Here is a 14,723-nt window from a genome sequence, read left to right on the forward strand (position 1 = left end):
GCCCGCAGCGGCGGATCCGGGCGGTTGTGACTCCAGTAAGCTGGCCAATCGTGCACACGCGACGTCGGCTGGGGGTGATGGGCGGCACCTTCGACCCCATCCACAACGGTCACCTGGTCGCCGCCAGTGAGGTGGCCGACCGGTTCGCCCTCGACGAGGTGCTGTTCGTCCCGACCGGGCAGCCGTGGCAGAAGAGCCGGCACGTCACCGCCGCCGAGGACCGCTACCTGATGACGGTGATCGCCACCGCCGCCAACCCGCGCTTCTCGGTCAGCCGCGTCGACATCGACCGCCGGGGCGCCACCTACACCAAGGACACCCTGCGCGACCTGCACGCGGCCAACCCCGACGCCGAGCTGTACTTCATCACCGGCGCCGACGCGTTGGCGTCGATCCTGTCGTGGCAGGACTGGGAGGACCTGTTTGCCGTCGCCCGGTTCGTCGGGGTCAGCCGCCCCGGCTACGACCTCAACGGCGATCACCTCGGTGACGTGTTGACCACGCTGCCCGCCGATGCGCTGACCCTCATCGAGGTTCCGGCGCTGGCGATCTCGTCCACCGACTGCCGTCGCCGCGCCGCCGACGGCCGGCCGATCTGGTATCTGGTGCCCGACGGCGTGGTCCAATACGTCGCCAAACGCCGGCTCTACAGCGATCACGCCGGCCACGCCGAGGGGGTGCGCCGATGACCGCCACCACCGAGGCCATGGCGTTGGCCGGGATCGCCGCGGAGGCCGCCGCCGCCAAACTCGCCACCGACGTGGTCATCATCGACGTCTCCGACCAGCTGGCCATCACCGACTGTTTCGTGCTCGCCTCGGCCGCCAACGAACGCCAGGTCGGCGCGATCGTCGACGAGGTCGAGGAGAGGATGCGCCGCGCCGACGCCAAACCGGCCCGGCGCGAAGGCACCCGGGAGGGACGCTGGGTCCTGCTGGACTACGTCGACGTCGTGGTGCACATCCAGCACCGCGACGAGCGGGACTTCTATGCGCTGGACCGGTTGTGGCGCGACTGCCCCATCACCCACGTCGACACCGGCCCGCCCCCGGAGGCCGCGCCGTGAGGGTTCGTCGGCTGGTGATGCTGCGCCACGGGCAGACCGAGTTCAACGCCGACAGCCGGATGCAGGGCCAGCTCGACACCGAGTTGAGTGATCTGGGCCGCGCCCAGGCCGTCGCCGCCGCCGACGTGCTCGCCAAACGCCGGCCGCTGCTGATCGTCTCCTCGGACCTGCGGCGCGCCTACGACACCGCGGTGACCCTCGGCGACAAGGCCAATGAGCCGGTGCGTGTCGACGCCCGGCTGCGGGAAACCCACCTGGGCGACTGGCAGGGGCTGAGCCACACCGAGGTCGACGCCAGCGCGCCGGGTGCGCGGCTGGCGTGGCGCGACGACGCCACCTGGGCCCCGCACGGCGGGGAGTCACGGATCGACGTCGCCGACCGCAGCGTGCCGCTGGTCGAGGAACTGCTCGCCGAACAGCCCGACTGGGGTGTCGACGATGCGCAGCGTCCGGTGGTACTGGTCGCCCACGGCGGGCTGATCGCGGCGCTGACCGCCGCGCTGCTGGGGCTCCCGGTCGCCAACTGGCCGGCACTCGGCGGGCTCGCCAACGCCAGCTGGGTGCAGCTCAGCCGTCACGGCGGCGCCGACCGGCCGGCCGGCTGGCGCCTCGATGTCTGGAACGCCTCGGCACAGGTGGCCAACGATGTCCTCTGACGCGCCGCAGCGGCCGACACTGCTGATCTTCGCCGACTCGCTGTCCTACTACGGGCCCAGCGGTGGGCTGCCCGCCGACGATCCGCGCATCTGGCCGAACCTGGTGGCCGCCCAACTGGGCTGGGATGTCGAGCTGATCGGCCGGATCGGTTGGACCAGCCGCGACGTGTGGTGGGCGGCGACCCAGGACCCGCGGGCCTGGGCGGCGCTGCCGCGCGCCGGGGCGGTGATCTTCGCGACCAGTGGGATGGACTCGCTGCCGTCGGTGCTGCCGACCGCGCTGCGTGAGTTCATCCGTTACCTGCGGCCTCCCACGCTGCGCCGCTGGGCCCGGGACGGCTACGGCTGGCTGCAACCGCGGTTGTCGCCCGTCGCCCGATCCGCGTTGCCCCCGCGGCTGACGGTGGAGTATCTCGAACAGACCCGTGGCGCACTGGATTTCAACCGCCCCGGGCTTCCGATCGTGGCATCGCTGCCGTCGGTGCACATCGCCGACACCTACGGGCGTGCCCACCATGGTCGCGACGGCACCGTAGCGGCGATCACCGAATGGGCCGGTTCACACCAGATTCCGCTGGTCGACCTGAAGGCCGCGGTGGCCGAGCACATCATGGCCGGCCGCGGCAACCCCGATGGCATCCACTGGAACTTCGAAGGCCACCAGGCGGTGGCCGAGTTGATGCTCAAGGCGCTTGCCGAGGCCGGCGTGACCGGGGCCGCCGTCGACGGCGAGTCCCCTTCGTGACCGTTGTGGTGGTCACCGACTCCGCGGCCCGAATTCCCCGGGAACTGCGGCAGCGGTGGGGCATACGGCAGGTTCCGTTGCACATCCTCATCGACGGCGCCGACCTGCGTGACGACGTCGATGAGCTGCCCGAGGATCTGCTGCAGCGCCGCGAGCTGACCACAGCCGCGGCCAGCCCCGAGGAGTTGCGCGCCAGCTACCGGGAAGCGTTGGCCGCCAGCGGCGGCGACGGGGTGGTCGCGGTGCACGTATCGGCAGGTCTGTCGGGGATGTTCGCGGCCGCGGAGGTCGCAGCCGCCGACACCGACCCGCGGATCCGGGTCGTCGACTCCCGCTCGACGGCGATGGGAACCGGGTTCGTCGCACTGGCCGCCGCCCGCGCCGCCGGCGCCGGTGGGGACGTTGACGCGGTGCGCGACGCCGCGGTGGCCGCCGTCGATCGTGTGCACACCTACGTGGTGGTGCAGCGCCTGGACAGTCTGCGCCGCAGTGGACGCATCAGCGGCGCCGGCGCCTGGCTGGGCACCGCGCTGGCACTCAAACCGCTGCTGCACATCGACGAGGGAAAACTGGTTCTGGCCCAACGGGTCCGCACCTCCGGGCGTGCGGTCACCGCGATGGTCGACAAGATCGTCGCCACGGTCGGGCAGCACCCGGCGACGGTGGCGGTTCATCACGTCGCCAACCCCGACGGGGCCGCCGAGGTGGCCGAGCGACTGACTCAGCAGCTCGCGCTGTGTGACGCTCCGATCGTGGCCGAACTGGCTCCGGTGCTGGCGCTGCACGTCGGCGCCGGTGCGCTCGGGGTCTGCGTCGACGTGGGCCGAACGGGCCCGCATGACGGTGCCGAAGCGACCGCCTAGCCGGCGAAGCGGCCGGTGATCGGCGGCAGATCGGCCAGCGTGACGATCCCGGGTGCGGCGGCCACCACCGCCGGCACCGCATTGGTGACCGGCATCGCGGTGTAAATGGAGCCGAGGCCCTCGAAACTCGGTTCGTCCCAGTCCTTCGGCGGCAGACAGTGCAGCACGGTACGCATATTGGGAACCCCGAAGACCTGGATGACGTGACCGTGGGCGAGCGGCTTGGGTGGGGTGACCTGATCACCCATGGTCCAGTTGAAGCCGACACTGACGACGTTGCGGTCCCCGACCCAGCCGCGGTGGTAGCCGTAGACACTTGCCACCGTGCCGGCCGGGATCGCCATGAACCCCAGGTCGCTGTCGCCGGTGGCCGCGGTGAACTGCACGTCGAAGGTGATGGTGTCCAGACGCGCGCCGATCGCGTGGGCCATCATCGCCGCGGACTCCGCGAAGACCTCACTTTCGACGCGGACACTCTCGGCCAGCCCCGGGGTGTCGGGGTCGCGACCGAATCCCATCGCCGCCATGGTGTCGGCCGATTCGTAGGTGGAGCAGTCCACCGACTCGGTGATGCGGATCTCGTCGACCCGCTGACACGCCCCCGACAGGGCCATCCCGATCAGGTTCGTCATGCCCGGGTGGGCCCCACTGCCGAACATCGTCGACCCGCCGGCGCGGCAGGCCTCGCCGATACGGTCCAGGTCGGCCGGCGACTGTTTGCCGCCGGTGATCCAGGCTGCGCTGGCACACACGTTGATCCCCGCGGACAACAGCGTAACCAGCTCATCGATGTTGGGCCACAACGGGTTATAGCAGCAGGCGTCGGGACGCAACGCCACGAGCTCGGCGATGTCGTTGGTGGCGGCGACCCCGGTCGGGCGCGGCCAGCCCGCCAGTTCGGCGGCGTCGACGCCGACCTTCTCGGCGCTGTGCGCATACACCCCGACCAACTCCATGTCGGGGCGTTCGAGAATGGCGTACAACGAACGCCGGCCGATGTTGCCGGTCGTCCACTGGATCACCCGCAGGGGTGTGCTCATCGCGGTCTCCTGGGTCGGTGTCGATCGGTGAGGATCGCCCTTTGCGGGGCCCTCCTTTGCGGGGCCCTACAGTGCGGCGACGTCGTAGTCCCCGACCTGGCCGGCCAACACCTGCAGCTGATCGGAGGCCGACCCGAGGCTGTGCTCGATCGCGGTGAGCCGTGCGGAGTAGTGCCCGACCGGGTATTCGGCGGTCATCCCGATACCGCCGTGCAACTGGATGGCCTCCTGGGCGATGTGACGACCCGCCCGGTCGATCTGCAGTTTGGCTCGCGCCGCGACCACCGGGTCGACGGTGCCCGCGGCGATCGACATCGCCGCGTACAGATTCATGCTGCGGGCCAGCTCCAGCGACACGTACATGTCCGCGGCACGTTGGGTCAGGGTCTGAAACGTGTTGAGCGTCACCCCGAACTGTTTGCGCGTGGTCAGATACTCGGTGGTCGCGCGCAGCGCCTCCTCCATCACCCCGACCGCTTCGGCGCAGAGCGCGGAGGTCCAGCGCACCAGTGCCGCGGTGATCGTCGCGGTGGCGTCGGTGGCCCCGTCGCCGAGCGGCTGCGCGGCGGCGGCGTCCAGATCGATCTGGGCGCCGTGCAGCCCGTCGAACATCCGGTAGGCGTGCCGGTCGACCGCCTCGCCGTCGACCAGGAACAGCCCTGTCCCGCCGTCGGGCAGGGCGGCGCTGACCACCAGGGTCTGTGCGCAGTGCCCGGCCGGCACCGGGTTTTTGCAGCCGGTCAGCACCCACTGGTCACCGTCTCGGGTGGCGGTGGTGCTCACCGTCGCGGTCGGCGCCCGCATGCCGGGCTCGGTGTGGGCGAACGCCAGCAGCCGCGACCCGCCGGCGACCTCGTCGAGCAGGGCGCGTTGATCCTGGGTGCCGTGTTCGGCGATGAGCGCGCCGGGCCCCAGTGCCCCCGTCCACACCGGTTCGGGGGCCAGGGTGCGGCCGATCTCGGTGAGCACCACCATGATCTCCAGCTGGCCGCCGGAGTCGGCGTCGAACCCCAACCCGAGGATCCCGGTCTCGGCGAGCTGCTGCCACACCGCCGGGGTGTAGCCCGGCTCGGAGTCGACGACCCGGTTGCGGGTCTCGGTGTCGTATGCGCGTGTCAGTAGGTTGCGCGTGGTGTCACGCAGCAGGGTCTGCTCGTCGTCGAGCTGAAAGTCCATGGCTGCCTCACAATCCCAGAATGGTCGACGCGATGATGCTGCGCTGCACTTCGTTGCTGCCGCCGTAGATCGAGGTCTTGCGGTAGTTGAGGTAGTGCGGTGCGCTGCGCTGAGCCCAGGCCGGCGACGCGATTTCCTCGCCGGCGTCAACCGGCAGCGCATCGGCGCCGGCGACCTCGACCAGCAGCTCGGTGGCGGTCTGCTGCAGCTGGCTTCCGCGCAGCTTCAGCACCGACGACGCCGGGTTGGGCTTGCCGTCAGCGGAGTCCGACGTCACCCGCATCTGAGTGAGTTCCAAGGCCAGAACATCGTTTTCAGCCTCGGCCAGACGCGCGGCGAACAACGGATCGTCGAGCAGCCCGGTTGAGCGGGCGCGTTGTTTGACCTCGGCGAGGCGAACCTTGGTACGGCCGATCTGGGCGATTCCGGTGCGTTCGTTGCCGAGGAGGAACTTCGCGTACGTCCAGCCCTGGTTCTCCTCACCGACGAGCTGATCGGCGGGAACCCGCACGTCTTCGAAGAACACCTCGTTGACCTCCACACCGCCGTCGATCAGCTTGATGGGGCGCATCGTGATGCCGGGGGTGTCGAGGTCCATCAACAGAAATGAGATGCCGGCCTGCTTCTTGGGGGCCTGAGGATCGGTGCGCACCAGACAGAAGATCCAGTCGGCGTACTGGCCCAGCGTCGTCCACGTCTTCTGTCCGTTGACCACGTAGCTGTCGCCGTCACGGATCGCGGTGGTGCGCAGTGACGCCAGATCCGAACCGGCCTCCGGCTCCGAGAAGCCCTGGCACCACCAGATGTCGAGGCTCGCCGTCGGCGGCAGGAACCGCTGTTTGGTCTCCTCGGAACCGAACTCGGCGATCACCGGCCCCACCATGCGGGCGTTGAACGTCAGCGGCTCGGGCACACCGGCCAGTTGCATCTCATCCTGCCAGATCTGATGCTGGGTGGCGGTCCAGTCCTTGCCGCCCCACTGCACCGGCCAGTTGGGGACCGCCAAGCCGTGCTCGTGCTGGATCTTGTGGCTGGTCGCGATGTCGTCGCGGTGATGGCCCGACCCCAGCCGGGTGCGTTCCCGGATGTCGGCGGGGATCTCGGTGGTGAAAAAGCGGCGCATCTCATCGCGGAACGCGGCTTCCTCGTCGCTGAGCGCCAGTTGCATGCCGGCCTCCTTCGGTGGGGGATCGCTGCGAAGCACCATAACGCGCCGGGGCGCGCCGTCGTGGTGCTTGGTCGCGGCCCGGTCATCCCCAGTTGCCCGACGCTCCCCAGTTGGGTGCCCGGCGCCGGTCGCTGCCCCGGCGACGGACACCGCGGCCGGTTAGCGTCGCGGCCATGCGAGCGGAGCTACCCACCGAACGACTCCATCGACGGCTTCTCGGGGCCGCGACGGCCACCGGCCGCGCCGACGAGCCGCCCGGGGACGGCGCCGGGGACAGCGCCGGGGACACCGCCGGGGACAGCGTCGGGAGCGACGGTTGCGAGCAGCGCGATCCGGGCTCGGTGCTGGGGCGCTGGCAGCCGCCGGTGCAGCAGGGCTGGGCCGAGCGGGTGCGCGCCGATCCCGGCCGCGCCGGGGTCGCCTTGTTGACACTGATCGCCGCGGTGGCGGTGATGATCACGGTGTTCACCATGCTGCGGGATGGCGCCGAGCCGGTGGCGGCGGTGCCGTTGCCGCCGGTGCAGATGGCGACCTCGGCGACGGCGGCGCCCGCCGGGTCGGCGGGGTCGGTCCCGCCCCCGGAGTCGGGGCCGCCGGACCGGTCCGCCGGCCCGGCCGCCGACGACGGGGCGCTGGTGGTCAGCGTGGTCGGCCTGGTGCGCACACCGGGGCTGGTGACGCTGGCGCCGGGGGCCCGGATCGCCGATGCGCTGCACGCCGCCGGCGACCCCCTCGACGGTGCCGACACGGTCGGGTTGAATCTGGCGCGCCGCGTCGCCGACGGCGAACAGATCGTGGTCGCCGCGCCGCCGCCACCGGGGGCAGCGCCGCCGGCGGGCAGCTCGGTGAGCCCCGGGGCGGCCGGACCGGCTGAGCCGCCCGCCGCCCCCGGCACCTCGGCCGCACCGTCTGTGGCGGTCGACCTGAACACCGCCACGGTCGCGCAACTCGACGCCCTGCCCGGTGTCGGGCCGGTGACCGCGGCGGCGATCGTCGCCTGGCGCGACAGCCACGGCCGGTTCACCAGCGTCGACCAACTCGGCGAGGTCGATGGGATCGGCCCGGCCCGGCTGGCCCGGCTGCGCCCGCTGGTCCACGTCTGAGCCGATGGCCCACCTGGCCCGCCCCGGTGCCGTCGACGATCCGGGCCCCCTGGATCTACGGCTGGTCCCGGCGGCGCTGACCGCCTGGGGTGTCAGCGTGCTGGCCATCCTGTGGCCGGCCACCGCCCGCCCGATGGTGCTGATCGCCGCCGGGGCCGCGCTCGCGGCGCTGCGGGCGCGTCGCCGGGGTGTGCCCGGCGCGCTGGTCACCGGGGTGTGCGCGGTGGCGGTGGTCGCCGCCGGGTTCGCGGTGAGCGTGGGGCTGCGCAGCCACGCGGTGGCCCACCATCCGCTGGCCGGTGCGCAGGGGACGACCGTGACGGTCACGGTCATCCCGACCGAGAGTGCGGTGGCGGTGGGCAGCACCCGGGAGATGTTTCGCGCCACCCTGCAGGAACTCGACGGGCGGCGGGCATTCGGGCGGGTGGTGGTGTTCGCCGCCGGCCCCGACGTCGACGCGGTGATGGTCGGCCGGCCGCTCACGTTTGCGGCGCGGGCGAGCCGCCCGCGCCGCCACGATCTCACCGTCGCGGTGCTCACGGCCACCGGGGCACCGGTGGCCGGCCGGGCCGGACCGGTCGCTCGGGCCGCCCACGCCCTGCGCCACCGGTTCGTCGATGCCGCCCGCCGGGAACTGCCCGCGCGGCAGGCCGCCCTGCTGCCCGGGCTGGTGCTCGGTGACACCACCGCGGTCCCGGCGGGGACCGCGCGGGAATTCCGGGCCGCCGGGCTGACCCACCTGATGGCGGTGTCGGGCGCCAACGTGACCATCGTGTGCGGCGCCGTGCTGCTGTCGGCGCGGCTGGTGGGCCCACGCGGCGCGGTCGGGCTGGCCGCGGTCGCGCTGGCCGGACTGGTCGTCGTGGTGCAGCCCACGGCCAGTGTGCTGCGTGCCGCGGTGATGGGCGCGATCGCGCTGCTGGGGGTGGTCGCGGCGCGGCAGCGCCAGGCGATTCCGAGCCTGGCGTCGGCGGTGCTGCTGCTGTTGGCGCTGGCCCCGCAGTTGGCCGTCGACATCGGGTTCGCGCTGTCGGTGGCGGCCACCGCCGCGTTGGTGGTGGTGGCTCCGCGCTGGTCGGCGCGGCTGGTCGGGCGGGGCTGGCCGAAACCGCTCGCCGACGCCACCGCGATCGCGCTGGCCGCCCACCTGGTGACCGCCCCGCTGATCGCCGGTATCTCCGGGCGGGTCAGCCTGGTCGCCGCGGTGGCCAACCTCGCGGTGGCCGCGGTCATCGCCCCGGTGACCGTGCTCGGCAGCGCCGCCGCGGTGCTGTGCGGGCTGTGCCCGGTGGCCGCGGCGGTGCTGATCCGGTTCACCGGTCCGGAAGTGTCCTGGGTGGGCGCGGTCGCGCACACCGCCGGGTCGGTGCCCGGGGCGACCCTGCCGGTGCCGGACGGTCCCGCCGGGGCGATCGCGGCGCTGTCCTGGTCGCTGGCCGGGCTGCTGGGCGGGTGAGGGTGTCGCGGCGTCGGTGCGCCGTGACACGATGCAGGCGTGGGCGAATCGCAGTCGGCGCTGCATCTGGTGTTGGGTGACGAGGAGCTGCTGGTCGAGCGCGCCGTCGCCGCCGTCCTGCGGTCGGTGCGTCAGCAGGCCGGCGGCAGCGGTGAGGCGGTGCCGGTCAACCGGATGCGTGCCGGTGACGTCAGCGCCAGCGAACTCGCCGAACTGCTCAGCCCGTCGCTGTTCGCCGACGAGCGGGTCGTGGTCCTCGAGGCCGCCGGGGAGGCCGGCAAGGAGGCGGCCGCGATGGTCGCCGACGCCGCCGCCGACATCCCGCCGGGCATGGTGCTGGTGGTGGTGCACTCCGGGGGCGGGCGCGCGAAGTCCCTCGCCGATCAGCTGCGCAAACTCGGGGCCCGCGTGCACCCGTGCGCGCGGATCGTCAAACCCGCCGAGCGGGCGCGGTTCGTGCGCGACGAGTTCGCCGCGCTGCGCGCCCGCGTCGATGAGGACACGGTGACCGCGCTGCTCGACGCGGTCGGCTCCGATGTGCGCGAACTCGCCGCCACCTGCTCGCAGCTGGTCGCCGACACCGCCGGGCAGGTCGACGTGGCCGCGGTGCAGCGCTACCACAGCGGCAAAGCGGAGGTGAAGGGCTACGAGATCGCCGAGAAGGCGGTCTGTGGGGATGTGGCCGGGGCGCTGGAGACGCTGCGCTGGGCCATGCTGCGGGGCGAACCGCACGTCGTGCTCGCCGACGCGCTCGCCGAGGCGGTGCACACCATTGGGCGGGTCGCCCCGCTGTCCGGGGACGCCAACCGGCTGGCCGGCGAGTTGAGGATGCCGCCGTGGCGGGTGCAGAAGGTGCAGCGGCAGGCCCGGCGCTGGTCGCGGGAGACCGTGGCGGCGGCGATGGTGACGGTGGCGGCGCTCAACGCCGACGTGAAGGGCGCGGCCGCCGACCCGGACTACGCGCTGGAGGCGGCGGTGCGCACGGTGGCCGAACTGGCCGACCGGTAGGCCCCGAAAGCGAGTTCCGAGCTCCGGTCAGAGCTTGTTCAGGGCGCGGGCCAGCGCCGACTTCTTGTTGGCCGCCTGGTTCTTGTGGATGACGCCCTTGCTGGCGGCCTTGTCGAGCTTGCGGCTCGTCGCCGTCAGCAGCTCACCGGCTTTGTCCTTGTCGCCGGCGGCAGCGGCCTCGCGGAATCCGCGGATCGCGGTACGCAGCGACGACTTGACCGACTGGTTGCGCAGTCGGGCGCGCTCGTTGGTGCGATTGCGCTTCTGCTGCGACTTGATGTTGGCCACGCGTCGGATCCTTCGTACATTCTCGGCTGGGAAGTGTGGTGGCTGCGCAGCGCGATGCGCCGCGGCAGCGACTGCTCAGGTTACCAGCAGCCGCGCCGATCCCCCAAAGCGGTGACCTGCGCCGCACCGCCGTCCACCGGCTAGCCGGGGCCGCCGACGACCACCCGGTGCAGGTCGTCGCCGCATTCGATGCGCCCGGCGAACTCGGTGGCCGCCAGCGCCCGCCACTGGTCGTAGCACCCCGGCGCCGGTGCGGGCACATAGTGGGTCAACACCAGGGTGTCGACCCCGGCGCGCGCCGCGGTGGCGCCGGCCTGCTGCACCGACGAGTGATAGTCGCAGATGTCGACGATGCGCTGGGCGGGCAGTTGACCGATCAGATCGGGGCGGATCACCGTGTGCACCAGCGCGTCGGCGCCGGCGGCCAGCCGATCGAGCCCCGGGCACGGCACGGTGTCGCCGGCCAGCACCACCGCGGAGCCGGCGTGGTCGACGCGGAACCCGATCGTCGGGGCCACCGGACGGTGATCGGTGGGTGCCACCGCGATGCGCACGCCGCCGCGCTCCCAGACCGGACCGTCGGTGTATTCGTGCACCGTGACCGGCGGTGGCGCGGTCAGATCCGCGTGGTGGGCGATGCGGTAGCCGATGTCGGGGCCGAACGCCCGCAGCGTGGCCTCCACCACCGCGGCGGTGCCCGGCGGGCCGAGGATCGGCAGCGCCGGTGGATCCGGATCGAACGTGGTCACCCACCGGGTGATGAGCACGTCGCCGAGGTCGGCGATGTGGTCGCTGTGCAGGTGGGTCAGCAGCAGCGCGGTGAGACCGCTGGCGGCGGCGCCCGCGGCGGCCAACCGTTGCAGCACCCCGCGCCCGCAGTCGGTGAGGAAAACCTGGTCGCCGGCGCGCACCAGGGTCGCCGGTCCGGCGCGGTGCGGGTCGGGGATCGGGCTGCCGGTGCCCAGCAGGGTGATCTCGATGCTCATCCCTCAGATATGCCAGACATCGGCCGCGCTCGTCGCGCATTGGCGCAATGACCCGGGCACGACCCGCGCAACGGCCCGCCCGGTTGGCGGTCCCGCCGCGCCGCGGCGCGATCCGCGCTAGGCTGATGTGACGTTGCTCACACGCGACTGGAGGGCGTCATGCAGATAGCGGATGTGCTGCGCAACAAGGGCTCGGCGGTGGCCACGATCACCCCGGATGCGACGGTCCGGGATCTGCTGGCCGGGCTCGCCGAACACAACATCGGGGCGATGGTGGTGGCCGACGGCGACCGGGTGCACGGCATCGCCTCCGAGCGCGACGTGGCGCGCCAGCTGCACCAATGCGGTGCCGCGCTGCTCGACCGCCCGGTGGCCGAGATCATGACCGCCCTGGTGGCCACCTGTGCCCCCGGCGACCAGATCGACGACCTCAGCGAGCTGATGACCGAGAAGCGGGTCCGCCACATCCCGGTGCTCGACGACGGACGCCTGGCCGGGATCGTCAGCATCGGCGACGTGGTGAAAACCCGGATGGAGGAGCTGCACAACGAGCGCGAACAGCTCCACGCCTACATCACCGGCGGCTGACGCCGGCACTCACCGCCACGAATAATCGGCCCGCAGCCGCGCGGCCACCACGTCGAAGACCTCCCGGTCGACGACCGCACCCTGACGCCGGATGCTCTCCTCGGGCACGTCGAGCACCCGGTCGATGCGCACCCAGTGCAGCTGCTCATCGAGATCCCAGTCGGCGGCGTCGATGCGCACCCAGTTCGGGTCGCCGCGGCGGTCGGCGCCCGACAGCATCAGCGCCAGCAGGGTGTGCCGGTCCCGCCCGACCACCAGCACCGGCCAATCCTGGCCGCGGCTGGGGTCGTCGTCGACGACCACCCAGGTCCACACCACCTCGCCGGGGTCGGCGCGTCCGGCCAGGTCCGGGCCGTAGCGCACCGGTCGGGCCCGCTGGGCGGTCGGTGCGCTGGTGTCGGTGACCGGCCGGCCCGCCGGGATCTGCGGGCGCGGCTCCGCCGGGGCGCCGACCACCAGATCGAGCCCGAGTTGCAGACCCCGTTGCAGGCCGTGCTGCAGCGTCTGCGACTGGCCCACGGCCCGGACAACCTTGGGGGCCTCGTTGAACACCAGGTTCTCGGCGAAGCGCCGCCAGAGTTGCCAGGGTGTCTTCCGCGGGGAAGCCATGCTCGCCAGCTTAGGTCAAACCGATACGCTGGGAGCCGCGCCACGGTGTCGCCGGCGCCCCGACCACCCTTCGTGACCAGGAGATTCCCATCAGCAGCTTTGCCGACCGGACTTTCACAGCGCCGGCGCAGATCCGGAACTTCTGCATCATCGCCCACATCGACCACGGCAAGTCGACGTTGGCCGACCGGATGCTGCAGCTGACCGGTGTGGTCGACGAACGGTCGATGCGGGCCCAATACCTCGACCGGATGGACATCGAGCGCGAGCGGGGCATCACGATCAAGGCGCAGAACGTGCGGCTGCCGTGGACCGTCGGTGGGGGGCCGAACGGCGAGGGCCCGAACAACGAGTATGTGCTGCACCTGATCGACACCCCCGGCCACGTCGACTTCACCTACGAGGTGTCGCGGGCCCTGGAGGCCTGCGAGGGGGCGATCCTGCTGGTCGACGCCGCCCAGGGCATCGAGGCGCAGACCCTGGCCAACCTGTATCTGGCGATGGACCGGGACCTGGAGATCATCCCGGTGCTCAACAAGATCGACCTGCCCGCCGCCGACCCGGACCGCTACGCCGCCGAGGTCGCCCACATCATCGACTGCGACCCCGCCGACGTGCTGCGGGTCTCCGGCAAAACCGGGGAGGGGGTCGCCGAACTGCTCGACGTGGTGGTGACCAAGGTGCCGCCGCCGACCGGCGACCCGGACGCGCCCGCCCGGGCGATGATCTTCGACTCTGTCTATGACATCTACCGCGGCGTGGTCACCTACGTGCGTGTCGTCGACGGCAAGATCACCCCGCGGGAAAAGATCGTGATGATGTCCACCGGCGCCACCCACGAGCTGCTCGAGGTCGGCATCGTCTCCCCGGAGCCGAAGGCGACCGCCGGGCTGGGCGTCGGGGAGGTCGGCTACCTGATCACCGGGGTCAAAGACGTGCGCCAGTCGAAGGTCGGTGACACCGTGACCACCGCCCGCCGTGGCGCCACCGAGGCGCTGACCGGCTACCGCGAACCCAAGCCGATGGTGTACTCCGGGCTGTACCCGGTGGACGGCTCGGATTACCCGAACCTGCGCGACGCCCTGGACAAGCTGCAGCTCAACGACGCCGCACTGACCTACGAGCCGGAGACGTCGGTGGCGTTGGGCTTCGGTTTCCGCTGCGGCTTCCTGGGGCTGCTGCACATGGAGATCACCCGTGAGCGCCTGGAGCGCGAATTCGATCTCGGGCTGATCTCCACCTCACCGAACGTGGTCTACCGGGTGGTGCGCGAGGCCAAGGGCGGCCACGCCGAGGAGCTGGTGGTGACCAATCCGTCGGACTGGCCCGAGGGCAAGGTGCGCACTGTCTACGAGCCGGTGGTCAAGGTGACGATCATCGCGCCGAGCGAATTCGTCGGCCCCATCATGGAGCTGTGCCAGTCGCGCCGCGGCGAACTCGGCGGCATGGACTACCTCTCGCCCGAGCGCGTCGAGCTGCGCTACACGATGCCGCTCGGCGAGATCATCTTCGACTTCTTCGACGCGTTGAAGTCCCGCACCCGCGGCTACGCCAGCCTCGACTACGAGGAGGCCGGCGAATCCGAGGCCGACCTGGTCAAGGTCGACATCCTGTTGCAGGGTGAGGCCGTCGACGCGTTCAGCGCGATCGTGCACAAGGACGCGGCGTCGGCCTACGGCAACAAGATGACCACCAAACTCAAAGAACTGATCCCACGCCAGCAGTTCGAGGTGCCGGTGCAGGCGGCGATCGGGTCGAAAATCATTGCCCGCGAAAACATTCGCGCCATCCGCAAAGACGTCCTCTCCAAGTGCTACGGCGGGGACATCTCGCGGAAGCGCAAACTGCTGGAGAAGCAGAAAGAGGGCAAGAAGCGGATGAAGACGATCGGTCGCGTCGACGTGCCGCAGGAGGCGTTCGTCGCGGCGCTGTCGACCGACAGCGCCGCCGACAAACCCAAGAAGTAGCGCG

16 protein-coding genes are annotated in these 14,723 nt (G+C 71.6%); 10 read left to right on the plus strand and 6 right to left on the minus strand.

Annotation, left to right across the window (positions count from 1 at the left end):
- Window positions 1-50: 50 nt before the first annotated feature.
- The 5 genes from nadD to B8W67_RS10715 are packed head-to-tail and all read left to right on the plus strand — an operon-like array spanning window position 51 to window position 3,330.
- Window positions 51-689 carry a nicotinate-nucleotide adenylyltransferase gene (gene nadD, locus B8W67_RS10695; RefSeq protein ID WP_084229007.1) on the plus strand — a complete coding sequence of 213 codons (639 nt, stop codon included), beginning with the start codon at window positions 51-53 and terminating at the stop codon, window positions 687-689.
- Complete coding sequence (gene rsfS / locus B8W67_RS10700) at window positions 686-1,066, plus strand: ribosome silencing factor (RefSeq protein ID WP_069393397.1); 381 nt, start codon at window positions 686-688, stop codon at window positions 1,064-1,066. Before nadD ends, rsfS begins: the two co-directional genes overlap by 4 nt.
- On the plus strand, window positions 1,063-1,722 hold the full coding sequence (gene gpgP / locus B8W67_RS10705; RefSeq protein WP_069393396.1) for a glucosyl-3-phosphoglycerate phosphatase: 660 nt from the start codon (window positions 1,063-1,065) through the stop codon (window positions 1,720-1,722). Before rsfS ends, gpgP begins: the two co-directional genes overlap by 4 nt.
- The gene (gene octT, locus B8W67_RS10710; protein ID WP_069393395.1) at window positions 1,712-2,467 is read left to right on the plus strand and encodes a diglucosylglycerate octanoyltransferase; all 756 of its coding nucleotides are present in this window, start codon (window positions 1,712-1,714) and stop codon (window positions 2,465-2,467) included. Before gpgP ends, octT begins: the two co-directional genes overlap by 11 nt.
- Window positions 2,464-3,330 (plus strand): DegV family protein, encoded by an 867-nt coding sequence (locus tag B8W67_RS10715; protein WP_069393394.1) that lies wholly within the window; start codon window positions 2,464-2,466, stop codon window positions 3,328-3,330. Before octT ends, B8W67_RS10715 begins: the two co-directional genes overlap by 4 nt.
- Here the strand turns inward: B8W67_RS10715 and B8W67_RS10720 are convergent.
- The 3 genes from B8W67_RS10720 to B8W67_RS10730 form a co-directional block, all read right to left on the minus strand.
- Window positions 3,327-4,370 carry an NAD(P)H-dependent amine dehydrogenase family protein gene (locus B8W67_RS10720; protein WP_085303923.1) on the minus strand — a complete coding sequence of 348 codons (1,044 nt, stop codon included), beginning with the start codon at window positions 4,368-4,370 and terminating at the stop codon, window positions 3,327-3,329. The genes B8W67_RS10715 and B8W67_RS10720 overlap by 4 nt on opposite strands.
- Window positions 4,371-4,436: 66 nt before the next feature.
- Window positions 4,437-5,546, minus strand: coding sequence for an acyl-CoA dehydrogenase family protein (locus tag B8W67_RS10725; RefSeq protein WP_069391597.1), 1,110 nt, complete (start codon window positions 5,544-5,546; stop codon window positions 4,437-4,439).
- Between the two features lie 7 nt (window positions 5,547-5,553).
- Window positions 5,554-6,714, minus strand: coding sequence for an acyl-CoA dehydrogenase family protein (locus tag B8W67_RS10730; protein WP_069391614.1), 1,161 nt, complete (start codon window positions 6,712-6,714; stop codon window positions 5,554-5,556).
- Window positions 6,715-6,887: 173 nt separating this feature from the next.
- Between B8W67_RS10730 and B8W67_RS10735 the strand changes: the two genes are divergently transcribed.
- From B8W67_RS10735 to holA, 3 genes are read left to right on the plus strand one after another with little or no spacing between them, the layout of a single operon-like run.
- Window positions 6,888-7,817, plus strand: coding sequence for a ComEA family DNA-binding protein (locus tag B8W67_RS10735; protein WP_085303924.1), 930 nt, complete (start codon window positions 6,888-6,890; stop codon window positions 7,815-7,817).
- A 4-nt stretch (window positions 7,818-7,821) separates the two neighbouring features.
- Window positions 7,822-9,273 (plus strand): ComEC/Rec2 family competence protein, encoded by a 1,452-nt coding sequence (locus B8W67_RS10740; RefSeq protein WP_085303959.1) that lies wholly within the window; start codon window positions 7,822-7,824, stop codon window positions 9,271-9,273.
- Window positions 9,274-9,312: 39 nt separating this feature from the next.
- Window positions 9,313-10,281 carry a DNA polymerase III subunit delta gene (gene holA / locus B8W67_RS10745; protein WP_069391595.1) on the plus strand — a complete coding sequence of 323 codons (969 nt, stop codon included), beginning with the start codon at window positions 9,313-9,315 and terminating at the stop codon, window positions 10,279-10,281.
- 27 nt (window positions 10,282-10,308) lie between these two features.
- Here the strand turns inward: holA and rpsT are convergent, their stop codons facing one another.
- Complete coding sequence (gene rpsT, locus B8W67_RS10750) at window positions 10,309-10,569, minus strand: 30S ribosomal protein S20 (RefSeq protein WP_069391594.1); 261 nt, start codon at window positions 10,567-10,569, stop codon at window positions 10,309-10,311.
- 140 nt (window positions 10,570-10,709) lie between these two features.
- The gene (locus B8W67_RS10755; RefSeq protein ID WP_085303925.1) at window positions 10,710-11,555 is read right to left on the minus strand and encodes a ribonuclease Z; all 846 of its coding nucleotides are present in this window, start codon (window positions 11,553-11,555) and stop codon (window positions 10,710-10,712) included.
- 159 nt (window positions 11,556-11,714) lie between these two features.
- Here B8W67_RS10755 and B8W67_RS10760 point away from each other — a divergent pair, with 159 nt between their 5' ends.
- Window positions 11,715-12,143, plus strand: a complete 429-nt coding sequence (locus B8W67_RS10760; RefSeq protein WP_085303926.1) for a CBS domain-containing protein — start codon at window positions 11,715-11,717, stop codon at window positions 12,141-12,143.
- A 9-nt stretch (window positions 12,144-12,152) separates the two neighbouring features.
- On the opposite strand, the gene B8W67_RS10765 is transcribed toward B8W67_RS10760, so the two are convergent.
- Window positions 12,153-12,752 carry a type II toxin-antitoxin system PemK/MazF family toxin gene (locus tag B8W67_RS10765; protein WP_069391591.1) on the minus strand — a complete coding sequence of 200 codons (600 nt, stop codon included), beginning with the start codon at window positions 12,750-12,752 and terminating at the stop codon, window positions 12,153-12,155.
- Window positions 12,753-12,775: 23 nt separating this feature from the next.
- Here B8W67_RS10765 and lepA point away from each other — a divergent pair, with 23 nt between their 5' ends.
- Window positions 12,776-14,719 (plus strand): translation elongation factor 4, encoded by a 1,944-nt coding sequence (gene lepA / locus B8W67_RS10770; protein ID WP_085303927.1) that lies wholly within the window; start codon window positions 12,776-12,778, stop codon window positions 14,717-14,719.
- Window positions 14,720-14,723: the final 4 nt, after the last annotated feature.

Origin of the sequence: Mycolicibacillus koreensis (assembly GCF_002104795.1) — a bacterium.
GTDB classification, from domain to species: Bacteria; Actinomycetota; Actinomycetes; order Mycobacteriales; family Mycobacteriaceae; genus Mycobacterium; species Mycobacterium koreense.